The sequence below is a fragment of the Streptomyces sp. NPDC002773 genome (assembly GCF_040295605.1).
Classification (GTDB): domain Bacteria; phylum Actinomycetota; class Actinomycetes; order Streptomycetales; family Streptomycetaceae; genus Streptomyces.
The window spans coordinates 1-20,873 of record NZ_JBEOVO010000022.1 but is presented as its reverse complement, the minus strand read 5'-3'; the positions used below and the strand labels follow the sequence as shown (position 1 = coordinate 20,873).

Here is a 20,873-nt window from a genome sequence, read left to right as displayed (position 1 = left end):
AACACCGTTCATATACGTGAAAGGTTCAGGGGCATGGCACTCAGCAGAAGGCAGTTCGTCGGCGGCGCGGTGGCAGTGGCGGCGGCCACGGGAGCGACGGGAGTGACACAAGCGACGGCAGCCACGGGAGCGACGGGTTTCTCACCACCCCCCGGCCCCCTCCTCCCCGCCCGACTCTGGCGCGAGTTCGAGACCGCCCCCTACACCCACCCCCAGATCCCCTACGTGGGCCGGGCCGGCGCCCACGCCGGCGCCCGCCGCACACCGCCCCGCCCCCGGGTGGTGGCGAACGCGCTCACCTACGGGGCCACCCCCGACGCCTCGACCGACTCGGCGCCCGCCATCAACCGCGCCCTCACGGAGGCGGGGGAGCGGGGCGGCGGCACGGTCCTGCTGCCGCCGGGCACGTACCGGATCGACGACTACCTCCGGATCGGCCACAGCGGCGTCGTCCTGCGCGGCGCGGGCTCCGGCCGTACGACCCTGATCGCCACCCGGAACCTGACCGACATGATCGGCCCGTACGGCTCCCGCTACGGCGGCGACAAGTCGTCCTGGTCCTGGGCGGGCGGCCTGATCTGGCTCTCCCCGCACGCCCGGCACGCCTCCCTCGTCGCCGCGATACGGGACCGGGCCTGGCCCTTCGAGGGCTGGACCGGCAACCGGCGCGACGAGTGGACCACCCTCACCACCCTCACCGCCGCACGCCCGGCCCGCCGCGGCGACCACACGATCACGGTCGACGACCCCTCGGCCCTCCAGCGCGGACAGCTGGTCGTCCTCCGCCTCGCCGACGACCCCGCCCACACCCTCCTGGAGCACATGGCGGGCGGCGGGCCGGGCCCGGAGGCGTACACCTGGGACGAGAGGACGAAGCTGACCAGCTACGTCCCCTACGAGTGGCCCGTACGGATCACCGCCGTACGGGGCCGGACCGCGACCCTGGAACGGCCGCTGCCCCTCGACGCGCGCCCCGAGTGGGACCCCCGACTGATCTCGGGGGCCGAGGCACTCACCGACTCAGGGGTGGTGGGCCTGACCCTGGAGGCGGTGGAGACACCGCAATCCCCCCACCTCCTCGACCAGGGCTACAACGGCGTCACCTTCCAGTGCGCGTACGACTGCTGGGCGGAGGACGTGGTCGTCCGGCACGTCGACAACGGCTTCGGGCTCGTCGCCGCCTCCGCCTGCACCCTGCGCCGTACCCGGGTGGAGGGGCGCGGCTCCCACCACCCGTACTACTGCCGGGAGGGAGCGCACGACAACCTGGTCGAGGACTTCCACATCGCCGCCCGCACCGTCCCCGCCCCGGCCGGCACCCAGCTCCACGGCATCAACGTCGAGGGCCTGTCCAGCCACAACGTCTGGTCGCGCGGGGTGATGGAGATGGGCACCTTCGACACCCACCGGGGCATGCCCTTCGCGAACGTACGGACCGAGATCACCGTCGAGAACAACGGCCGGCACGGCGGCGACGCCTCCGCGGGCCCGCTCTACGGGGCCCGGTTCGCCCACTGGAACGTGACGGTGACCAACGCCCGGGCCGGCCTCGTCAAGATCGACACCGTCGCCCCGTACAGCGCGACGGTGGGCATCAGCGAGGTGCGCGAGTTCGACCAGACGGACGTCCCGGACTTCGCCGGCGACCTCCACGCGCGCGTGGAGGCGTACGGGAACCCGGGCTCCGTGCACCCGCGGAACCTGTACGAGGCACAGCGGGCGCTCAGTCGGCGGTAGCCGCCGCCCGGCCGGCCCGGTACTGCCCCGGTGTCGTACCGAACTCGCGGCGGAAGGCGTGCGAGAGGGCGTACGGGGTGCTGTAGCCGACGCGGCGGGCGACGGAGGCCAGCGGATCCGGGGTGTCCCGGAGCAGGGCGGCGGCGCGGGTGAGCCGCCACCAGGTCAGGTACGCCATCGGAGGGCGGCCGACGAGTGCGGTGAAGCGGCGGGCCAGGGTGGGCCGCGAGACGCCCGCCTCTGCCGCCAGTCTGTCGATGGTCCAGGGGGCGGCCGGGTCGGTGTGCAGCGCCCGCAGGGCGGTCGCGGTCACCGGGTCGCCGAGGGCGGCCGGCCACGTGCCGGCGGTGCTCACGGCCGCCCAGGAGCGGATCATGTAGACGAGGAGGAGGTCGAGCAGGCTGGGCAGCGCGACCCCGGAGCCCGGAAGCCGCTCGCCGGCCTCGTGGCCGAGCAGGCCGATGGCGGCCCGCAGTTCCGGACTGCTCTCCGCCCGGTGCGGCAGATGCACGAGGGGCGGGAGCTCCGCCAGGAGCGGGTGTACGTGGCTGCGGTCGAGCCGGTACTTGCCGCACAGCATCTCCACCACGGGCCTGCCCTCGTGCGCGGCGGTCAGGAGCGGGCGCTCCACGGTCCCGTCGCTCCACCGCTCGAACGGCACGGCGCGCGCGAGGCCCTCCGTGTCGACGGGCGCGTCGGCGAGCACGTGCCCGGCCCCGTGCGGCAGCAGGACGGCGTCTCCCGCGCCGAGTGCGACCGGCTCGCCGCCGTCGGGCAGCACCCAGCAGCCGCCCTCCAGGACGACGTGGAAACCCGCGCCCTCGTACGGGGCCAGCCGGGTGCACCAGCTGCCGCCGATCCGTACCCGCTGGGAGGAGGGCCGCCCGACCCGTACCGCCGAGATCGCGTCGCTCACCACGTCCATCCGCCCAGCGTAGGTGAGACGGACGCGTATCCGGCAGAGCCCTACGGGCATTGAGAGGCTCACATCCCGCTTCGTAGGGTCGAGGACATGACACAGGAGAACGCGCAGCGCATGGTCCTCGGGGACGTCGAGGTCCTCCGGATCGTCGAGTGGCAGGGGGCCTTCCGGCCCGGTGGGGAGCTCGTCCCGGCGGTCGCGGCGGAGACGTGGTCGGAGAACGAGGACTGGCTCGCGCCGGACCACTGGGAGCCGGAGACCGGCCGGACGGTGCAGGCGCTGCAGACGTGGGTACTGCGCAGCGGGGGCCGGACGGTCCTCGTCGACACCGGTGTGGGTGACGGGCGCGAGCGGCCCGACTCGCCCGAATTCCACCGGCGGCGGGGGGACTTCCTCGGCCTCCTGGAACGGGTCGGCGTCCGCCCCGAGGACGTCGACGTCGTCGTCAACACGCACCTGCACGCCGACCACGTCGGCTGGAACACGCACGAGGCCGACGGGGAGTGGGTGCCGACGTTCCCGAACGCGCAGTACCTCCTTCCGGCCGCCGACGACTTCCACTTCGGCCCGGGGAACGCGTACGGCAACGGGCTTCGGAAGGACGACAGGCTGGTCTACGAGGACAGCGTCGCGCCCGTCCACCGCGCGGGTCGGAGCCTGCTGTGGGACGGGACCCACCGCATCGACGAGCACCTCACGCTGGAGTCCGCGCCCGGCCACACGCCCGGCTCCGCCGTGCTGCGGCTCGCGTCCGGGGGAGAGCGGGCGGTCTTCGTCGGAGACCTCCTGCACAGTCCCGTGCAGTTCCTCGCCCCCTCGTGCAACAGCTGCTTCTGCCTGGACGCGGGGCAGGCGGCGGCGAGTCGGCGCCGGATCCTCGGACGCGCCGCCGACGAGCGGGAGCTGGTCGTGCCGGCGCACTTCGGCGGGGCAGGTGCCGCCGAAGTGCGCAGGGAGGGGGAGGGGTTCGGGCTCGTACGGTGGGCGGCGTACGGGCGTGGGTGAGGGCGCGGGCGGGGGCGCGGGCGCTCAGGAGCCGGCGGAGACCTGACCGACGCTCTCGGCCCCGGACTTGGCCTCGGTCTTGGCCGTAGGGGCGGCGGGCGCGGCGTCCGTATCGTCGGCACGGCCCCCGGCCCCGCCCTCGTCGTCCTCCCCCAGAACACGGCGCAGCCTGGTCAGGTAACCGACGGCGGCGAGGACGCCGATCGCGGCCGTCGCCGCCCACAGGACGCCGGGTCCCGGGCCGCCGACGATCGCACCGGCGCCGATCGGGGCGACGAAGCCGGCGACGGCCCAGGACATGCCCATCACGCCCTGGTAGCGGCCCCGGGCGTGCTCGGGGGCGAGGCGGGCGGTGGCGGCGGCGTTCGTCGGCACGTGGATCATCTCGCCGACGGTCCAGACGACCACGGTCGCGGCGAAGGCCAGGGAGGAGTCGGCGAGGGCGGTGGCGCCGGTGCCGAAGGCGAAGAGGAGCGAGGACAGGCTCAGCAGGACGACCGGCGAGCGCTTGTCGGTCAGCTTGTTGACGAGCAGCTGGAAGCCGACGATCACGATGCCGTTGACGGCGATGACGACGCCGAAGGCGGAGGGGGCGAGACCCTGGCCCGCCATGGTGAGGGGCAGGCCGATCCAGGGGGCGGTGAAGACGAGGCAGACGAGCAGGTTGAGCAGGACGAGCGTACGGAACGGGGCGTCGCGCAGCACGGTGAGCATGCTGACCTTGGCCTCGACGACCGGCTCGCCCGCCGTGTCGACGCGGGCCTCGGGCCGGGACTCGGGGAGCCGGAGGAAGACGATGACGGCGCACAGGACGGTGGCGACGGCGTCGACGACGAAGAGGGTGCGGTACCCGAGGAAGATCGCGGCGCCGCCGCCGATGGAGGCGATGGCGAAGCCGAGGTTGAGCGCCCAGTAGTTGAGGGCGAAGGCCCGGCGCACGTCGTGGGCGGGGACCATGTCGGCGATCGTGGCGTTGATGGAGGGGCGGACGGCCTGCATGGCGACGCCCATGAGGAGGACGACGGCGGCGATGGCCCAGGCGCTGGTGACGACGGCGAGGGCCGCGGCGCCGGCGGCTGCCGCGAGGTGCATGGTGACCATGGTGGGGCGGCGGCCCCAGCGGTCGGTGAGCGCGCCGCCGAGCGGCGAGCCGGCGATGCCGCCGAGGCCGTGCAGGGCGACGACGAGCCCGGCGAACCAGGCGGAGTGCCCGAGCTCCACCGTCAGGTAGAGCGAGAGGAAGGTCAGGACGAAGGCGCCGGTCCTGTTGACCAGGGTCGACAGCCAGAGCCACCAGAAACCTTGCGGTAGGCCGGAGACCGTCGCACGGGCCGATCGTCTGAGCGTGTCGATGGACATGTGTGGCAGCCCCCTGCGATATGTAAGCCCTGCTTCCGGCTCTCGTAACTTACGCATCTCAGGGGTCGGACGCCAGCCAATTGACGACGCGCGTCAATCGTCAGGGGTCCATTAGGCTCGTACGCATGGCCGACGCACCGTACAAGCTGATCCTCCTCCGCCACGGCGAGAGCGAGTGGAACGAGAAGAATCTGTTCACCGGATGGGTGGACGTGAACCTCACCGCGAAGGGCGAGAAGGAGGCGACGCGCGGCGGCGAGCTGCTCAAGGACGCCGGCCTGCTGCCCGACGTGCTGCACACCTCCCTCCAGAGGCGCGCCATCCGCACCGCCCAGCTCGCGCTGGAGTCCGCGGACCGCCACTGGATCCCGGTCCACCGCTCCTGGCGCCTCAACGAGCGCCACTACGGCGCCCTCCAGGGCAAGGACAAGGCGCAGACGCTCGCCGAGTTCGGCGAGGAGCAGTTCATGCTGTGGCGCCGCTCGTACGACACCCCGCCGCCGGCGCTGTCCGACGACAGCGAGTACTCGCAGGCGCACGACGCCCGTTACGCGACGATCCCGCCGGAGCTGCGCCCGCGCACCGAGTGCCTCAAGGACGTCGTCGACCGGATGCTCCCGTACTGGTACGACTCGATCGTCCCGGACCTCCTCACCGGCCGCACGGTCCTGGTCGCCGCCCACGGCAACAGCCTCCGTGCCCTGGTCAAGCACCTCGACGGCATCTCGGACGCCGACATCGCGGGCCTCAACATCCCGACGGGCATCCCCCTCGCCTACGAACTCGACGAGAACTTCAAGCCCCTCAAGCCGGGCGGCACCTACCTCGACCCGGACGCGGCGGCCGCGGCCATCGAGGCCGTGAAGAACCAGGGCAAGAAGAAGTAACCCTGACACGTCATCGGGGCCCCTGTCGGCGGAGGTCGGACTCTCCGCCGGCGGGGGCCCTTTCCGTGTCGTTCGGCCGGACGGGTGAGGGGGAAACCTTCCGGCGCACGGTTCCCGCGTGGCGGGGATGACGGGGGGTTAGAGGTGCGGGTGGAACTGCTCCCCTCACGCGAATCGAGAACCCCCGTGCGTTTCCGGCACTCCGCCGCCGCCGTCTGCGGCGCCCTCGCTCTCACCGCCACCCTCGCCGCCCCCGCCCACGCCGCCACCGGCGACTTCGGTTACCGGTTCACCGGGATGGACGGGTACCCGCGGTCGAGCACGCTCCACGACCCCGCGAGCGGTGAGTGCGTCACGCTCCCCGAGGCCGCCGACCCGGGCGCCTCCGCGCCCGCCTTCGCACCGCACAACGACACCGACGAGTACGCGGTCGTCTTCACCGAGCCCGACTGCACCGGCGACTCCTGGACCCTGCGCCCCCACGGCAACCCGGCCACCGACCGGCTCAAGCTCCGCTCGGTCGTCTTCCTCGGCTAGGGCGCGCCCGGCATCGGCCAGGGCGCCCGGTCCGATAATCACCGGCGCCCTTCGTACGGAGTGGCTACCGTCCAGGCCATGAGCACGCCACCCCCCAGCACCTCGCTGCGCCTGGAACCGGTCACCCCGGCCAACGTCGACGCCGCCCTCGCCCTGCGCGTCCACCCCCACCAGGAGCACAACGTCGCCCCCGTCGCGCGCTCCCTCGCCGAGGCGTACGCCTTCGGGGAAGCCGCCTGGCCGCGGCTGGTCTTCGACGGCGACGAACTCGTCGGCTTTCTGATGGCCTTCCTCGACATCCCCTGGAACGAGGAGAAGGACCCGGACGACCGGCGCAGCGGCCTCTGGCGGCTCAACATCTCCGCCGACGCCCAGGGCAAGGGGTACGGACGGTTCGCCGTCGAAGCCGTACGCGAGGAGCTCCGGCGGCGCGGAACACCCCGGCTGTACGTGACCTGGCACCCGGGCGAGAACGGACCCGGCGCCTTCTACGAGCGGCTCGGCTTCCGTACGACCGGCGAGCTGAGCGGCGGCCAGACCGTCGGCGTACTCGACGTCTGAGACGACACGGAGAAAGGGGGTGGGGCGCGGATTCTTCCGCGCCCCGCCCCCCTCGCTCGTCAGCCCGAGCAGCCCCCGCACTGGCAGGGCCCGCCCGACTGGCAGCCGCAGCTGCAGCCCGAGCCGCAGCCGCAGGCGCCGAGCACCGGCAGGAACACCGCCTCGCGCGGCGCCTCCGCGCCGGCGTCGGTCGTCGTCATCGGGGATTCGGCCATGGGGTCCCTCCCTTTCGAGGCGTGAGTCGCCTCCCCCCATTGCATGCCCACCCGGACCGGCGCATCAACGGCGCATCGATGCCCGCACCCCGGTGCGCCCGCGCGTGCCGGCCGGGGTTACGCGCCCTCCACCGGCGCGTCCGAGGCCTGGAGCTCGTCCGCGTGCTCACCCGTCACCAGGTACACGACCCGCTTCGCCACCGACACCGCGTGGTCGGCGAACCGCTCGTAGTACCGGCCGAGCAGCGTCACGTCCACCGCCGTCTCGATGCCGTGCTTCCAGCGGTCGTCGATCAGGTGCTGGAACAGCGTCCGGTGCAGCAGGTCCATCTCGTCGTCGTCCTGCTCCAGCTGGAGCGCCAGGTCGACGTCCTTCGTGATGATGACCTCCGCCGCCTTCGCCATCAGGCGCTGCGCCAGCTGCCCCATCTCCAGGATGGTCGCGTGCAGGTCCCGCGGCACGGCCGTGTCGGGGAACCGCAGCCGCGCCAGCTTCGCCACGTGCTGCGCCAGGTCGCCCGAGCGCTCCAGGTCGGCGCTCATGCGCAGCGAGGTCACCACTATCCGCAGATCCGTGGCCACCGGCTGCTGCCGCGCGAGCAGCGCTATCGCACGCGCCTCCAGATCGTGCTGGAGGTCGTCGACCTTCTGGTCCGCCGCGATCACGCTCTCCGCGAGCTTCAGATCCGCGTCGAGCATCGCCGTCGTGGCGCGCCCGACGGCCGACCCGACGAGTCGGGCCATCTCGACCAGGCTCTCGCCGATCGAGTCCAGTTCCTCGTGGTACGCGTCCCGCATGTGGCTGTCCCTCTCTACGCAAAACTCCGGGGTCCGGGTGGGGCTCGGAACCCCCACGCTCCCACGTTCGGCCCTCTACGCGTCCGGTTCCACCCGCACACATGAACCATCACTTTCTCCCAGGTGAACTCTGGGCTACACGCGCCACTGTCCCGCTCGGGGCAAATGAACCGGCCACGTCTTCACAGTGAACTCTGAGCGACGACTGTTCGAGGAGCCACTCGGACGGCTGGGAGAGTGTCCGTGACCCCGCATAACCTTGAGGCATGGACGTGAACGCGGCAGTCGCCGCATTGGCCGCGATCGCCGGCGTGTGCACCGGCGTGATCGCCATGCTGGCGTTCCGCTGGAGCGAGCGCGACCAGGCGAGACCCACTCGTACCTCCCTGCACACCGACGCCGTGCTCCCGCCCGGCGTCGACACCGTACTGTCCGTGCTGCGCTCCTCCGCGGTCGTCCTCGACGAGAGCGACTCCGTGGTGAAGGCCAGCTCGGCGGCGTACGCGCTCGGCCTGGTCCGGGGCGGCAAGCTGGCCGTCGAGCCCATGCTCAACATGGCCCGCGACACGCGCCGCGACGGGGAGATACGACAGGTCGAGCTGGACCTGGCCCGGCGCGGCAGCGGCCGCGGCGAGGCCCTCGCCGTCTCCGCCCGGGTCGCCCCGCTGGGCTCGCGGCTCGTGCTGCTCCTGGTCGAGGACCTCACCGAGGCCCGCCGTATCGAAGCGGTACGGCGCGACTTCGTCGCCAACGTGAGCCATGAGCTCAAGACCCCCACGGGCGCGCTCTCCCTGCTCTCCGAGGCGGTCATGGACGCGTCGGACGACCCCGAGGCGGTCACCCGCTTCGCCGGCCGCATGCAGATAGAGGCGACCCGCCTCACCAACCTCGTACAGGAGCTGATCGACCTCTCCCGCGTGCAGAACGACGACCCGCTCGAAGACTCCGAGCCGGTGTCCGTGGACGAACTCGTCGCCGAGGCGATCGACCGCTCCCGGCACACGGCCTCCACCAAGCAGATCACCATGGTCTCGGGGGGAGAGGCCGATCTGCGGGTCTGGGGGAGCCGCGGCCAGCTCGCCGCCGCCCTCGGCAACCTCGTCGAGAACGCGGTCAACTACTCACCGGCCCGTACGCGGGTGGGCATCGCCGCCCGCCGTGTCGCCGCCCCCTCCGGCGACCTGATCGAGATAGCCGTCACCGACCAGGGCATCGGCATTCCCGACAAGGACAAGGAGCGCGTCTTCGAGCGCTTCTACCGCGTCGACCCGGCCCGCTCCCGTGCCACCGGCGGTACGGGTCTCGGCCTGGCCATCGTCAAGCACGTGGCCGCCTCGCACGGCGGGGAGGTCACCGTCTGGAGCACCGAGGGTCAGGGCTCCACCTTCACCCTGCGGCTGCCCGAGGCGGGCGCCGCACGGGACCGCCGGCCCGCCTCGTCCCCCACCCCTGATCTCATGACCGAACCGCTTCCTGCCCCGGAGGTCCTTCCGTGACCCGAGTGCTCGTCGTCGAGGATGAGGAATCCTTCAGCGACGCCCTGTCCTACATGCTTCGCAAGGAAGGCTTCGAGGTCGCCGTGGCGGCGACCGGGCCCGACGGTCTCGACGAGTTCGAGCGCAACGGGGCCGACCTCGTCCTCCTCGACCTGATGCTCCCGGGACTGCCCGGTACCGAGGTGTGCCGGCAGCTGCGCGGCCGCTCGAACGTCCCCGTCATCATGGTGACGGCCAAGGACAGCGAGATCGACAAGGTCGTCGGGCTGGAGATAGGAGCCGACGACTACGTGACGAAGCCCTTCTCCTCGCGGGAGCTGGTCGCCCGCATCCGCGCGGTCCTGCGCCGCCGCGGTGAGCCGGAGGAGGTCACCCCCGCGGCCCTGGAGGCCGGCCCGGTCCGCATGGACGTCGACCGCCACGTGGTGACGGTCGCGGGCGGCAAGGTCGACCTGCCCCTGAAGGAGTTCGACCTCCTGGAGATGCTGTTGCGCAACGCGGGCCGCGTGCTGACCCGCATGCAGCTCATCGACCGGGTCTGGGGCGCGGACTACGTCGGCGACACCAAGACCCTCGACGTCCACGTGAAGCGCCTCCGCGCCAAGATCGAACCGGACCCGGGCGCCCCGCGCTACCTGGTGACGGTCCGAGGCCTGGGCTACAAGTTCGAGCCGTAAACACCCGGTGTGTGTACGCGTGAAGGGGCGCCCCCGACCGGGGGCGCCCCTTCACGCGTGCGTGCTGCTCGCCGTCAGTGGCCGGCCGAGCCCGTGGCCTCGCCGCCGTGCTCGGCGCCGTGCTCCGCCTCGCCCGAGGGCGTCGCGGAGGCGCTGGGCTTGGTGCCCGGCGGGGCCGGGACGATGGACGGGCCGAAGTCCTTGAAGTAGCTCGACGCCGGGACGACGAAGGCGCTCAGGCCGACGTCGCCGGTCCGGCTCAGCTTGAAGACGACCTTCTGGGCGTCGCCCTTACGGGTGGCCTCCGAGCCGTTCTCGATGGTGGCGGTGGCGTTGCCCGCGCCGCCGATCACGACCGAGCCCCCGGCCGGGATGCTGATCGGGCCGGAGCCCTCGGCCGGCTTCAGCGTCACGGTGGCGTTGCTGCCCGGCAGGCTGATGGAGTCGAGGGTCTGCGGCTTGTCACCGTTGTTGAAGACGGTGGCCGAGACGACGGCCGGACCCTTGACCCCGGCCTCGGGCTGGGTGATCACGAGCGCGTTCTGGATCTTGACGTCGTCCACCGTGACGGCGGCGTTGTCGGGCCGGACACCGAGCGTCTGCGCGTCGTTGCCCGCCCCGCAGGCGGACAGCGCGGCGATGGAGAACACGAGGGCGGTGGCGGCGAGGGCGCCGCGTCGAAGGCTGCGGCTCACGGCGGCGGCTTCTCCTAGGACGTGAGGACGTATGGACGGACTGGGACGGGCTGGGGAACCAGGGACCGGCTAAAGGTGCGTCAGCGCGCTCAGGTTACCGAGCCGCACTCTCCGTCCCGCACCCGACCCGCCCCTAACCGGCCGCGGCCCTCTCCGGGGCGACACCTCCGCGGGGCCGACCGGCCCCGACCCGCCCCCGACCCGACCGGCCCCGTCGTCGGTCGGAAGTCGGCCGATGTGGCCGGATCGCGATCCATTGACCTGGTGTTCACATAACTGCCTTGATCAATTCGAGGGCCGCCCCGCATTCCCCGGAGCCGTACCTCCGGAAAATCCCCGACCCGCGCCGGCTGATCAATTACGGAATCACCCCGCGATGCATCCGTACGGGTGAACGATCCTCGAACGGAGTAGGCGAAGAGACACGTTCCGAAACCGACAAATCGGGGCATCACCCCTCCTCGGCGGGGGTCCGGGTAGGTGTAACGTGCGCGTTTCTCTCCGTCCGCGCAGCCGCTCCGACCTGCGAATACCGCCTTCCGGAAGCCTTCCGCAGCACGTTCGTGTTGCTGTTGTCAAGCCCCGAGATATGCCCTGACCTGCGAAAACGCCATTCAGAAGCGGCCGTTTCCGTGTTACCCTGGATAGCCACGGAAGGGGTACCTGTCACATGACGTTCAAGGTTGGCGACACCGTGGTCTATCCCCATCACGGGGCCGCGCTGATCGAGGCCATCGAAACTCGCCAGATCAAAGGCGTGGACAAGACCTACTTGGTGCTCAAGGTCGCGCAGGGCGACCTGACTGTTCGCGTGCCGGCGGACAATGCGGAGTTCGTCGGAGTCCGCGACGTGGTCGGTCAGGACGGGCTGGACCGGGTCTTCGAGGTGCTGCGCGCGCCGTACGCCGAAGAGCCGACGAACTGGTCCCGTCGTTACAAGGCAAATCTTGAGAAGCTCGCCTCCGGCGATGTCATCAAGGTCGCCGAAGTAGTCCGCGACCTGTGGCGGCGCGAGCGCGAGCGGGGTCTCTCCGCAGGTGAGAAGCGCATGCTCGCCAAGGCCCGGCAGATCCTGGTCAGCGAGCTGGCGCTCGCTGAGAACACGAACGAGGACAAGGCCGAGGCTCTCCTCGACGAGGTCCTCGCGTCCTGAGCGTGCTCTGACGACATCCGAGCGCGCTACCAAGTGAAGCGATGCCGCGGTGCCCGTTGGCGTGCTGTGATCCACACAGCGCTGCCGCCGGGCGCCGCGGCATGTTCGCGTACGCATGCGGACGTACGCGCGGCGAGCCCGCACACGGTCACGACGTCACGTGTGCCCACCGCCGAGAAGGAACCCGCACCCCCTGTAACGTCCGAACCCCTTGTGCTCGGGCGGCAACGCCTCGACCGTCGTCACGGAAAGGGCCCGGTCAAGGCGGAACGTCCGGCACGGTTGAGGCCATACCCATGTCGGCCGCGGAAACAAACCTGCCGGAGTGCAACCGATGTCAGACGAAGCGCGTCCTCCTCGTACCGCCGTGGTGATCCCGGCGGCCGGCCGGGGCGTACGCCTCGGTCCCGGCGCCCCCAAGGCGCTGCGCACGCTGAGCGGCACCCCCATGCTCATCCACGCCGTCCGCGCGATGGCCGCCTCCCGCGCGGTCTCGCTCGTCGTCGTGGTCGCCCCTTCCGACGGCGCCGCCGAGGTCAAGAACCTCCTCGACGCCCACGCCCTCCCCGAGCGCACCGACTACCTCGTCGTGCCCGGCGGTGAGACCCGCCAGGAGTCCGTACGCCTCGGGCTCGACGCGCTCCCCGAGGGCATCACCACCGTCCTCGTCCACGACGCGGCCCGCCCGCTCGTCCCCGTCGACACCGTGGACGCCGTGATCGGGGCCGTACGGGACGGAGCCGTCGCCGTCGTCCCCGCGCTCCCCGTCGCCGACACCGTCAAGGAGGTCGAACCGGCCGAGAAGCCGGGCGACCCCGAGCAGGTCGTCGCCACCCCCGTCCGGGCCCGGCTCCGCGCCGTCCAGACCCCGCAGGGCTTCGACCACGACACCCTCGTCAACGCCCACGCCACCATCGCCCTCACCGGCGAAGGCGCCACCGACGACGCCGGCATGGTCGAGAAGCTCGGCGCGCCCGTCGTCGTCGTGCCCGGCCACGAAGAGGCCTTCAAGGTGACCCGCCCCCTCGACCTCGTGCTCGCCGAGGCCGTACTCGCCCGCAGGAGGGCCAACGATGGCTTCTGAGCCCATGGACCGACCCCTGATCCCCCGTACCGGCATCGGCACCGACGTCCACGCCTTCGAGAAGGGCCGCGAGCTCTGGTGCGCGGGTCTCCTCTGGGACGGGGAGGAGTACGGCCTCGCCGGGCACTCCGACGGTGACGTCGCCGCCCACGCCGCCTGCGACGCGCTCTTCTCCGCCGCCGGCATCGGCGACCTCGGCGCCCACTTCGGCACCTCGCGCCCCGAGTACTCCGGCGCCTCAGGCGTCACCCTCCTCGCCGAGGCCGCCCGGATCGTCCGCGCCGAGGGGTACGAGATCGGCAACATCGCCGTCCAGGTCGTCGGCGTCCGCCCCAAGGTCGGCAAGCGGCGCGACGAGGCGCAGAAGGCGCTGAGCGAGGCGGCCGGCGCACCGGTCTCCGTCTCCGGCACCACCACGGACGGCCTCGGGCTCACGGGCCGCGCCGAGGGCCTCGCGGCGCTCGCGACGGCTCTCGTCTACCCCGTGGCGCGGTAGGGGCGGTGAAAAACGTGACCGGAGACGGGCAAGAGGTATCGGGGCACTACCACACGCCCACTACCCTGGAGTGGTGACTATTCGCCTGTACGACACCAGCGCCCGGCAGATCCGTGACTTCACCCCGCTCACGCCGGGCTGCGTCTCGATCTACCTCTGTGGCGCCACCGTCCAGGCGGCCCCGCACATCGGGCACATCCGGTCGGGGCTGAACTTCGACATCATGCGCCGCTGGTTCGCGTACCGCGGCTACGACGTCACGTTCATCCGCAACGTCACCGACATCGACGACAAGATCATCACCAAGGGCGCGGACCAGGGCCGCCCCTGGTGGTCCATCGGCTACGAGAACGAGCGCGCGTTCAACTCCGGTTACGACGCGCTCGGTTGCCTCCCGCCGACGTACGAGCCCCGCGCCACCGGGCACGTCCCCGAGATGGTCGAGATGATGCGCGGGCTCATCGAGCGCGGCCACGCCTACGAGGCGGACGGCAGCGTCTACTTCGACGTGCGCTCCTTCCCGGGCTATCTGGAGCTGTCCAACCAGGACATCGACGACCTGCGCCAGCCCTCCGAGGACGGCATCACGGGCAAGCGCGACCCGCGCGACTTCGCGATGTGGAAGGCGACCAAGCCGGGCGAGCCCGACTGGGAGACCCCGTGGGGCCGCGGCCGCCCCGGCTGGCACCTGGAGTGCTCGGCCATGGCCCACAAGTACCTCGGCTCCGCCTTCGACATCCACGGTGGCGGCCTCGACCTGATCTTCCCCCACCACGAGAACGAGATCGCGCAGGCCAAGGCCTTCGGCGACGACTTCGCCTCGTACTGGGTGCACAACGCCTGGGTCACCATGGCCGGCGAGAAGATGTCGAAGTCGCTCGGCAACAGCGTGCTGGTGTCCGAGATGGTGCGGAACTGGCGGCCCATCGTCCTGCGCTACTACCTGGGCACCCCGCACTACCGCTCGATGATCGAGTACAGCGAGGAGTCCCTGCGCGAGGCCGAGTCGGCGTTCGCCCGTATCGAGGGCTTCGTCCAGCGCGCCACCGAGAAGGCCGGGGCGGCCGTCGCCCCCGCCGCCGAGGTGCCGCCGGCCTTCGCCGAGGCCATGGACGACGACCTGGGCGTGCCGCACGCGCTCGCGATCATCCACACCACCGTCCGCCAGGGCAACAGCGCCCTCGCCGCGGACGACAAGGACGAGGCCATCGCCCGCCTCGCCGAGGTCCGCGCCATGCTCGGCGTCCTCGGCCTGGACCCGCTCGACCCGCACTGGGCCGAGGAGACCGGTGGCGGCGAAGAGCTCCACGGCGTCGTCGACACCCTCGTACGGCTCGTGCTCCAGCAGCGCGAGTCGGCCCGCGAGCGCAAGGACTGGGCGACCGCGGACGCGATCCGCGACCAGCTCACCCAGTCCGGCCTCGCCATCGAGGACAGCCCCGACGGCCCCCGCTGGACGCTGGGCAACCGTTAGAAGACGTGCCGCTCGGGACCCCGGGCGGCACACTTCACTTACAGACCTTGTACGGAGGCCGAGTACGCCGACGTACGCAACACCCAGGATGAGAGTAGTCATGGCCGGGAACAGCCAGCGCAGGAACCGTCGCACGTCCAACAAGAAGGGTGCGACGGTCGGCAGCGGTGGCCAGCGGCGCAAGGGCCTGGAAGGCAAGGGCCCCACGCCCAAGGCCGAGAACCGCAAGGGCCACAAGGCGTTCCGCGTCTCCAACGCGATGACCAGGAACGCGGCCAAGCGCAAGCCCGTCGCCCGCCGCGGCGGCAAGGGCCAGTCGGAGATGGTCGTCGGCCGCAACCCGGTCTTCGAGGCCCTGCGCGACGGCGTGCCCGCCTCGACCCTCTACGTGCAGCAGTTCATCGACAACGACGAGCGCGTGCGCGAGGCCCTGAACCTCGCCACCGGCCGCGGCAACATCAACATCATGGAGGCGCCGCGCCCCGAGCTCGACCGGATGACGAACAACCTGAACCACCAGGGTCTCGTCCTCCAGGTCCCGCCGTACGAGTACGCGCACCCCGAGGACCTCGCGGCCACGGCCTACGACCACCACGAGGAGCCGCTGATCGTGGCCCTCGACGGCATCACCGACCCGCGTAACCTCGGCGCCGTCGTCCGCTCCGTCGCCGCCTTCGGCGGGCACGGCGTCGTCGTCCCCGAGCGCCGTGCGGCCGGAATGACCGCCGGTGCCTGGAAGACCTCGGCCGGCACCGCCGCCCGTACCCCGGTCGCCCGCGCCACCAACCTGACCCGCTGCCTGGAGGCGTACCAGAAGGCCGGTCTCGCGGTCGTCGGCCTGGCCGCCGACGGCGACCACGAGGTCCACGAGCTGGAGGCGCTGTCCGGCCCGGTCGTCATCGTCGTCGGCTCCGAGGGCAAGGGCCTGTCCCGTCTTGTCGGCGAGACCTGCGACTTCCTCGTCCGCATCCCGATGCCGGGCGGCGCCGAGTCGCTCAACGCCGGTGTCGCCGCCGGTGTCGTGCTCTACGAGGCGGCCCGCCGCCGAATGGCGTAACACCCGGGAGTGACACCCCCGCGCACCACCCGGCCCCGGCCGCGGCGTTGATCTTGACGGGTCTCGGACATTTGCGAGCCGTCAAGGCAGTGTCCTAAACCCAGATCACTCGGTTAGATGAGTGTGGACACCAGAACGCCCCGGCCGGGGTTCGACGATCAGCCCGCGTTGAGCATGGTCAAGGTGGATTCCGATCCCGCCCAGGTGATCGTGAACCACGCCAGCTTCCGTGTGCGGCTCGCGCCGGCTCCGCAGCCGAAGTTCGGCGCCGGCGCCCGTACCGCAGCCCTCTCCGGGGCCGCGGCCGGAGCGGGCGGACCGCGCCGTCGTCCCGTCGTGTGGACCGGAAAGTCCTCCCCGGGCGCGACCGGCCTCCTCCAGGCCGTCCGTGAGTCCTCGGTCTCCACCCTGGAGCCGGGCACCACCGGCCACGGAGGCCGCCCGGGGCACGCGGGCCGCTCCGGTCTCGACGGCCTGGACGCGGGCGCCACCCAGGCCATCCCGCGCGTCGACGACACCATGCCCGTCCCCGTCGTGCCCGCCGACTCGGGGCCGCTGCTGCCGCCGATGCGCCGCGCCGAGGGCGCGTACGACGAGCTGTACGAACTCCGGCCCGGAACCGGCGGGCCCGGATCGTACGAGGGCGCGTACGGGAGCTCGTACGAGGACGAGGAGACGGCGCAGGGACGGCCCGCGCAGCGCCACGGGCAGGACAGCGTCCGGCACGCCTACTACCCCGGCCGCCGGATGAACCTCGGCGTGGTCCTCCTCCCGCTCCGCGTCTTCCTCGGCTTCATCTCCATCTACGCGGGCATGGGCAAGCTCTGCGACCCCGTCTACTTCGACGGCGGCGAGCGCGGCTCCATGGTGAAGTGGCTCAACTCCCTCCACCCGTGGGCCCTCGCCGAACCCCTCCGCGACTTCGCCCTCCAGCACCCCGTCGGCGCCGGACTCACCGTCGCCTTCCTCCAGGTCGTCGTCGGCGTCCTCACCGTCCTCGGACTCTGGCAGCGCGTCGCCGCCGTCGTCGGCGCCCTGCTCTCCGCCGCGCTCCTCCTGACGGTCAGCTGGAAGACCGTCCCGGTCTACGACTCCGCCGACATCATCTATCTGGCCGCCTGGTCGCCGCTGATCATCGCCGGCGCCCCGGTCTACTCCCTCGACGGCCGTCTCGCCGGAGAGGCCTGGCGGACCCTCGGTCCCCGCGCCGACCTCTGGGACCTCCGCCGCCGCGTCATGCGCCGCAGCATCCTCGTCGCCTCCGTCGTCGTCGGCCTCACCCTTCTCGTCGGCTCGGTCCTCGGCGGCGCCGTCCGCTCCACCGAGATGGTCACCGTCCCCGGCCCCAACGACGACCCGATCAACCACCTCCCCGGCCAGCCCCTCCCCGCCGAGCCGACGCGCCGAGCCCCCTCGAAGGCCGCCCCGTCCGCCGAGCCCGAGCCCACCGCGACCAGCGAGGCCCCGGCGGAGCGCGAGGAGACGCGGGAGGCGACCCGGCCCACCGAGACGACCCGGGAGTCCACCCGGACCCAGGAGCGGCGCCCGACCGCGACCCAGGGCAGCGGCAGCACCGGCGGCACCAGCAGTCGTACTCCCACGCAGTCCAGGCCGGAACCCCCGCCGACCACCAGCGACACGCCGACCACCACCGGCGGCACGACGGGCGGCGGCTCCACGGGCGGCTCGACCGGCGGCTCGACCGGGACCCCGTCCGAGAGCGGCTCGACGACGGGCGGCGCGAGGAACCCGATCGGCGGCCTGCTGGGCTGAGGCCCCGCGGACGTAGACAGAAGGGAAGGGCGGCACCGCTTCGGCGCGGTGCCGCCCTTCTTGCTCGTCGCGTCCGTGCCTCAGCCCCTCTGGGCGGCGAGCTCCTTCGCGGCCTCGGTGAGGTCCTTGGCGGTGTCGATGGCCCTCCAGTAGGCGCCCTGGGGGAGCGGGAAGCCCGCCAGGCGCCGCTCCCGCGCGAGCCGGGGGAACGTGGTGCGCTCGTGGTCACCCAGGTCCGGGAGGAGCTCCGTGAAGGCGGCGGAGAAGACGTACACGCCGGCGTTGATGAGGAACGGCGACGGCGGCGACTCGATGAAGTCGGTGATGTGCCCGAAGGTGTCGGTCTCGACGGCGCCCCACGGGATCCGGGGGCGGGCCAGGGCGAGCGTGGCGAGGGCGTCGCGCTCCGCGTGGAAGGCGGCCATCTCGCGCAGCGAGAAACGGGTCCAGATGTCGCCGTTGGTGGCGTACCAGGGCCGGTCCGGCGCGGGCAGGTGCGCGGCGGCGTACTTGAGGCCGCCGCCGCGGCCCAGGGGCTCGGTCTCGACGACCGTGGTCACCTTGAGGGGCAGGTCGGCGCTCTCCAGCCACTCCTGGAGCACCTCGGCGAGATGGCCGCAGGAGACGACCGCGTCGGTCACGCCCTCGGCGGCGAGCCAGGAAAGCTGATGGCCGATGATCGGGGTCCCGGTGCCCGGGATCTCGACCATCGGCTTGGGGCGGTCGTCGGTGTACGGGCGGAGCCGTGAGCCCTGGCCGCCCGCCAGGACCACGGCCTGCGTCGGAGAGGTGTTGTGCATACGGGGAACGATAGGCGCCCCGTACGGCCGACTGCCGGACGTGTGACGGTGGCCTCAGCCCGCGCGCATCACGCCGGTGGCGTACGAGGTGTCGCAGACCGGTCGGGAGAACGACTGGGCGCGGGACGGGCCGTACTGCTCGACGGCGGCGCGGCCGAGGGAACGGGCGATGGACATGCAGTGCTTGGCGAGGGAGGGCCGGTTCTCCACCTCGCGCTGGAGGTGGGTGAGGGCGATGCCGGGGTCCTTCTGCTGGAGCTCCGCGAGGAGCTGGTCGCGCAGGATGTCGTGCGGGGCACGGGACTTGGCACGGACGGAGACCTCGGAGGAGGACGCCGTGAGCTGGGTCCCGGCGTCTCGGCCGGCCCACGGAACGGCGGACACCGCGAGCGTTCCCGAGAGCACCAGGACGATGGGCAGGACGAGGGCGAGAGAGCGGCCGATTCGGCGGGCAGTGTGCGTCACGCAGGCGAGCGTAGCGGGCGGTAGTGATTTGGCGACATTTAGTCACTCTCGCGGGGGATGGTTCGAAGCGGCTTTTCGAATCCCGTGTTGACGCGGGGGGTGAGAGCCGCCCGGGAATGCCGGGATCTGGCGGGGTCTATCGGGGTCTACCGGGATCTGCCGGGATTTCGCGGGGTTAAACCATCACCTAGTCCAACGGCCCCGCGTCTGCAAGAGACACGGGGCCGAGGAGGGTTGCCGAGAGGTCGTCGTAGCCGACCGGGGGCGGGGGCGGGTCAGTCGCTGAGGCGCGCGCCCGTGGAGGTCGAGAAGACGTGGAGCTCGGCGGCGCGCGGCACGACGTGCAGCGTGGTGCCCTTGGCGGGGACGTCACGGCCGCCGACGCGGACGACCAGGTCCTTGTCCTCGCCGCCGACGCGGGTGGAGCCGTACACGAAGCCGTCGGAGCCGAGCTCCTCGACGACGTTGACGGTGACGGCGAGGCCGTCCTTGCTCGTCGCACCCGAGACGTCGAAGTGCTCGGGGCGGACGCCGACGGTGACGGTGGTGTCGCCGTTGGCGGACGCGGCGGCGATGGCGTCACGGGTGACCGGGACGACGCTGTTGCCGAACTTCACGCCGCCGTCGACGATCGGGACCTCGATCAGGTTCATGGCGGGGGAGCCGATGAAGCCGGCGACGAAGAGGTTGGCGGGCCGGTCGTACATGTTGCGCGGCGAGTCGACCTGCTGGAGCAGACCGTCCTTGAGGACCGCGACGCGGTCGCCCATGGTGAGGGCCTCGGTCTGGTCGTGGGTGACGTAGACCGTGGTGATGCCCAGGCGGCGCTGGAGGCCGGCGATCTGCGTACGGGTCGAGACGCGCAGCTTGGCGTCGAGGTTCGACAGCGGCTCGTCCATGAGGAAGACCTGCGGCTCACGCACGATGGCACGACCCATGGCGACACGCTGACGCTGACCGCCGGAGAGCGCCTTCGGCTTGCGGTCGAGGTACTCGGTGAGGTCGAGGATCTTCGCGGCCTCTTCGACCTTGGCGCGGATCTCGGCCTTGTTGACGCCGGCGATCTTGAGCGCGAAGCCCATGTTGTCGGCGACGCTCATGTGCGGGTACAGCGCGTAGTTCTGGAACACCATGGCGATGTCCCGGTCCTTGGGCGGCAGGTGCGTGACGTCGCGGTCACCGATGCGGATGGAGCCGGCGTTGACGTCCTCGAGACCCGCGAGCATGCGCAGGGAGGTCGACTTGCCACAGCCGGAGGGCCCGACGAGGACGAGGAACTCGCCGTCGGCGATCTCGATGTCGAGCTGGTCGACGGAGGGCTTGGTGGCACCGGGGTACACCCGGGTCGCCTTGTCGAAAGTGACGGAAGCCATGGTGATGTGTCCCTTCACCGGCAGGAACGTGCCGGACGATCCGAGTAAAGGAAGGATTGAGGTCTAGTCCACCAAGGTGAACTCCAGGCGACGCTACCTGGCGATCCGGCATCTGTCAGTACTCCGAAGCCAGTGATATTCCCGACCGCCCCCGGGACGACGTTGGTTACACTGCACTCGCTGCCTCCTTAGCTCAGCTGGCCAGAGCACCGCTCTTGTAAAGCGGGGGTCGTCGGTTCGAACCCGACAGGGGGCTCTGAGGGAAAGTGCCTGCTCAGAGTGGGTACACATGCGACTGCCCCCCAAGAT

The 20,873-nt window shown here is 71.6% G+C and carries 21 protein-coding genes and 1 tRNA gene; 14 read left to right on the top strand and 8 right to left on the bottom strand.

All coding sequences use genetic code 11. The features are described from left to right. The first annotated feature begins 33 nt into the window (after positions 1-33). On the top strand, positions 34-1,737 hold the full coding sequence (locus tag ABT034_RS24190; protein ID WP_351218532.1) for a glycosyl hydrolase family 28-related protein: 1,704 nt from the start codon (positions 34-36) through the stop codon (positions 1,735-1,737). On the opposite strand, the gene ABT034_RS24185 is transcribed toward ABT034_RS24190, so the two are convergent. After that, entirely contained in the window at positions 1,724-2,662 is a 939-nt protein-coding gene (locus ABT034_RS24185) for an AraC family transcriptional regulator (RefSeq protein WP_351218530.1), read from the bottom strand. The genes ABT034_RS24190 and ABT034_RS24185 overlap by 14 nt on opposite strands. A gap of 87 nt (positions 2,663-2,749) precedes the next feature. Between ABT034_RS24185 and ABT034_RS24180 the strand changes: the two genes are divergently transcribed. Further along, positions 2,750-3,664: an MBL fold metallo-hydrolase gene (locus tag ABT034_RS24180; protein ID WP_351218528.1), complete on the top strand. Its 915-nt coding sequence runs from the start codon at positions 2,750-2,752 to the stop codon at positions 3,662-3,664. Between the two features lie 24 nt (positions 3,665-3,688). Here the strand turns inward: ABT034_RS24180 and ABT034_RS24175 are convergent, their stop codons facing one another. Beyond that, positions 3,689-5,023, bottom strand: coding sequence for an MDR family MFS transporter (locus tag ABT034_RS24175; RefSeq protein WP_351218526.1), 1,335 nt, complete (start codon positions 5,021-5,023; stop codon positions 3,689-3,691). Positions 5,024-5,148: 125 nt separating this feature from the next. Here ABT034_RS24175 and ABT034_RS24170 point away from each other — a divergent pair, with 125 nt between their 5' ends. The 3 genes from ABT034_RS24170 to ABT034_RS24160 all read left to right on the top strand — a co-directional run bounded on the left by ABT034_RS24170 (position 5,149) and on the right by ABT034_RS24160 (position 7,008). After that, positions 5,149-5,910 carry a phosphoglyceromutase gene (locus ABT034_RS24170; RefSeq protein ID WP_351218524.1) on the top strand — a complete coding sequence of 254 codons (762 nt, stop codon included), beginning with the start codon at positions 5,149-5,151 and terminating at the stop codon, positions 5,908-5,910. 186 nt (positions 5,911-6,096) lie between these two features. After that, on the top strand, positions 6,097-6,447 hold the full coding sequence (locus ABT034_RS24165; RefSeq protein ID WP_351218522.1) for a hypothetical protein: 351 nt from the start codon (positions 6,097-6,099) through the stop codon (positions 6,445-6,447). A 78-nt stretch (positions 6,448-6,525) separates the two neighbouring features. After that, entirely contained in the window at positions 6,526-7,008 is a 483-nt protein-coding gene (locus ABT034_RS24160) for a GNAT family N-acetyltransferase (RefSeq protein ID WP_351218520.1), read from the top strand. 59 nt (positions 7,009-7,067) lie between these two features. Here the strand turns inward: ABT034_RS24160 and ABT034_RS24155 are convergent, their stop codons facing one another. Next, a complete protein-coding gene (locus ABT034_RS24155; protein WP_351218518.1) occupies positions 7,068-7,223 on the bottom strand; it encodes a hypothetical protein in 156 nt (51 codons plus the stop codon). Between the two features lie 117 nt (positions 7,224-7,340). Beyond that, on the bottom strand, positions 7,341-8,021 hold the full coding sequence (phoU, locus tag ABT034_RS24150) for a phosphate signaling complex protein PhoU (RefSeq protein ID WP_351218516.1): 681 nt from the start codon (positions 8,019-8,021) through the stop codon (positions 7,341-7,343). 266 nt (positions 8,022-8,287) lie between these two features. On the opposite strand from phoU, the gene phoR reads away from it, so the two are divergent. Then, positions 8,288-9,517: a two-component system sensor histidine kinase PhoR gene (gene phoR / locus ABT034_RS24145; protein ID WP_351218514.1), complete on the top strand. Its 1,230-nt coding sequence runs from the start codon at positions 8,288-8,290 to the stop codon at positions 9,515-9,517. 5 nt (positions 9,518-9,522) lie between these two features. Next, positions 9,523-10,194: a two-component system response regulator PhoP gene (gene phoP, locus ABT034_RS24140; protein WP_466728736.1), complete on the top strand. Its 672-nt coding sequence runs from the start codon at positions 9,523-9,525 to the stop codon at positions 10,192-10,194. A 74-nt stretch (positions 10,195-10,268) separates the two neighbouring features. On the opposite strand, the gene ABT034_RS24135 is transcribed toward phoP, so the two are convergent. Then, the gene (locus tag ABT034_RS24135) at positions 10,269-10,889 is read right to left on the bottom strand and encodes a copper chaperone PCu(A)C domain-containing protein (RefSeq protein WP_351218512.1); all 621 of its coding nucleotides are present in this window, start codon (positions 10,887-10,889) and stop codon (positions 10,269-10,271) included. Positions 10,890-11,559: 670 nt separating this feature from the next. Between ABT034_RS24135 and ABT034_RS24130 the strand changes: the two genes are divergently transcribed. From ABT034_RS24130 to ABT034_RS24105, 6 genes are all read left to right on the top strand, one after another. After that, positions 11,560-12,042, top strand: a complete 483-nt coding sequence (locus ABT034_RS24130) for a CarD family transcriptional regulator (RefSeq protein ID WP_003953493.1) — start codon at positions 11,560-11,562, stop codon at positions 12,040-12,042. Between the two features lie 334 nt (positions 12,043-12,376). Further along, entirely contained in the window at positions 12,377-13,126 is a 750-nt protein-coding gene (gene ispD / locus ABT034_RS24125) for a 2-C-methyl-D-erythritol 4-phosphate cytidylyltransferase (protein WP_351218510.1), read from the top strand. Beyond that, positions 13,116-13,622, top strand: a complete 507-nt coding sequence (gene ispF, locus ABT034_RS24120) for a 2-C-methyl-D-erythritol 2,4-cyclodiphosphate synthase (RefSeq protein ID WP_351218508.1) — start codon at positions 13,116-13,118, stop codon at positions 13,620-13,622. Before ispD ends, ispF begins: the two co-directional genes overlap by 11 nt. 73 nt (positions 13,623-13,695) lie before the next feature. Further along, entirely contained in the window at positions 13,696-15,096 is a 1,401-nt protein-coding gene (gene cysS, locus ABT034_RS24115) for a cysteine--tRNA ligase (protein WP_351218506.1), read from the top strand. 100 nt (positions 15,097-15,196) lie between these two features. Further along, entirely contained in the window at positions 15,197-16,153 is a 957-nt protein-coding gene (gene rlmB / locus ABT034_RS24110) for a 23S rRNA (guanosine(2251)-2'-O)-methyltransferase RlmB (protein WP_351218504.1), read from the top strand. 117 nt (positions 16,154-16,270) lie between these two features. Then, positions 16,271-17,926 carry a DoxX family membrane protein gene (locus tag ABT034_RS24105; protein WP_351218502.1) on the top strand — a complete coding sequence of 552 codons (1,656 nt, stop codon included), beginning with the start codon at positions 16,271-16,273 and terminating at the stop codon, positions 17,924-17,926. A gap of 80 nt (positions 17,927-18,006) precedes the next feature. On the opposite strand, the gene ABT034_RS24100 is transcribed toward ABT034_RS24105, so the two are convergent. The 3 genes from ABT034_RS24100 to ABT034_RS24090 all read right to left on the bottom strand — a co-directional run bounded on the left by ABT034_RS24100 (position 18,007) and on the right by ABT034_RS24090 (position 20,564). Beyond that, on the bottom strand, positions 18,007-18,726 hold the full coding sequence (locus ABT034_RS24100) for a nucleotidyltransferase family protein (RefSeq protein ID WP_351218500.1): 720 nt from the start codon (positions 18,724-18,726) through the stop codon (positions 18,007-18,009). A gap of 54 nt (positions 18,727-18,780) precedes the next feature. Then, a complete protein-coding gene (locus ABT034_RS24095) occupies positions 18,781-19,191 on the bottom strand; it encodes a hypothetical protein (RefSeq protein ID WP_351218498.1) in 411 nt (136 codons plus the stop codon). A 275-nt stretch (positions 19,192-19,466) separates the two neighbouring features. Further along, complete coding sequence (locus ABT034_RS24090) at positions 19,467-20,564, bottom strand: ABC transporter ATP-binding protein (RefSeq protein ID WP_351218496.1); 1,098 nt, start codon at positions 20,562-20,564, stop codon at positions 19,467-19,469. Positions 20,565-20,746: 182 nt separating this feature from the next. Between ABT034_RS24090 and ABT034_RS24085 the strand changes: the two genes are divergently transcribed. Continuing rightward, positions 20,747-20,820 (top strand) — tRNA-Thr (locus tag ABT034_RS24085). The last annotated feature ends 53 nt before the right edge of the window (positions 20,821-20,873 follow it).

What these genes read in the sequence shown, in the direction of transcription:
- ABT034_RS24185 (WP_351218530.1), bottom strand. Translation starts at nt 2,662, where the DNA reads ATGGACGTGGTGAGCGACGCGATCTCGGCGGTACGGGTCGGGCGGCCC.
- ABT034_RS24180 (WP_351218528.1), top strand. Translation starts at nt 2,750, where the DNA reads ATGACACAGGAGAACGCGCAGCGCATGGTCCTCGGGGACGTCGAGGTC.
- ispD (WP_351218510.1), top strand. Translation starts at nt 12,377, where the DNA reads ATGTCAGACGAAGCGCGTCCTCCTCGTACCGCCGTGGTGATCCCGGCG.
- phoU (WP_351218516.1), bottom strand. Translation starts at nt 8,021, where the DNA reads ATGCGGGACGCGTACCACGAGGAACTGGACTCGATCGGCGAGAGCCTG.
- ispF (WP_351218508.1), top strand. Translation starts at nt 13,116, where the DNA reads ATGGCTTCTGAGCCCATGGACCGACCCCTGATCCCCCGTACCGGCATC.
- phoR (WP_351218514.1), top strand. Translation starts at nt 8,288, where the DNA reads ATGGACGTGAACGCGGCAGTCGCCGCATTGGCCGCGATCGCCGGCGTG.
- ABT034_RS24190 (WP_351218532.1), top strand. Translation starts at nt 34, where the DNA reads ATGGCACTCAGCAGAAGGCAGTTCGTCGGCGGCGCGGTGGCAGTGGCG.
- ABT034_RS24105 (WP_351218502.1), top strand. Translation starts at nt 16,271, where the DNA reads ATGAGTGTGGACACCAGAACGCCCCGGCCGGGGTTCGACGATCAGCCC.
- ABT034_RS24175 (WP_351218526.1), bottom strand. Translation starts at nt 5,023, where the DNA reads ATGTCCATCGACACGCTCAGACGATCGGCCCGTGCGACGGTCTCCGGC.
- ABT034_RS24100 (WP_351218500.1), bottom strand. Translation starts at nt 18,726, where the DNA reads ATGCACAACACCTCTCCGACGCAGGCCGTGGTCCTGGCGGGCGGCCAG.
- ABT034_RS24130 (WP_003953493.1), top strand. Translation starts at nt 11,560, where the DNA reads ATGACGTTCAAGGTTGGCGACACCGTGGTCTATCCCCATCACGGGGCC.
- rlmB (WP_351218504.1), top strand. Translation starts at nt 15,197, where the DNA reads ATGGCCGGGAACAGCCAGCGCAGGAACCGTCGCACGTCCAACAAGAAG.
- ABT034_RS24170 (WP_351218524.1), top strand. Translation starts at nt 5,149, where the DNA reads ATGGCCGACGCACCGTACAAGCTGATCCTCCTCCGCCACGGCGAGAGC.
- ABT034_RS24160 (WP_351218520.1), top strand. Translation starts at nt 6,526, where the DNA reads ATGAGCACGCCACCCCCCAGCACCTCGCTGCGCCTGGAACCGGTCACC.
- ABT034_RS24090 (WP_351218496.1), bottom strand. Translation starts at nt 20,564, where the DNA reads ATGGCTTCCGTCACTTTCGACAAGGCGACCCGGGTGTACCCCGGTGCC.
- ABT034_RS24155 (WP_351218518.1), bottom strand. Translation starts at nt 7,223, where the DNA reads ATGGCCGAATCCCCGATGACGACGACCGACGCCGGCGCGGAGGCGCCG.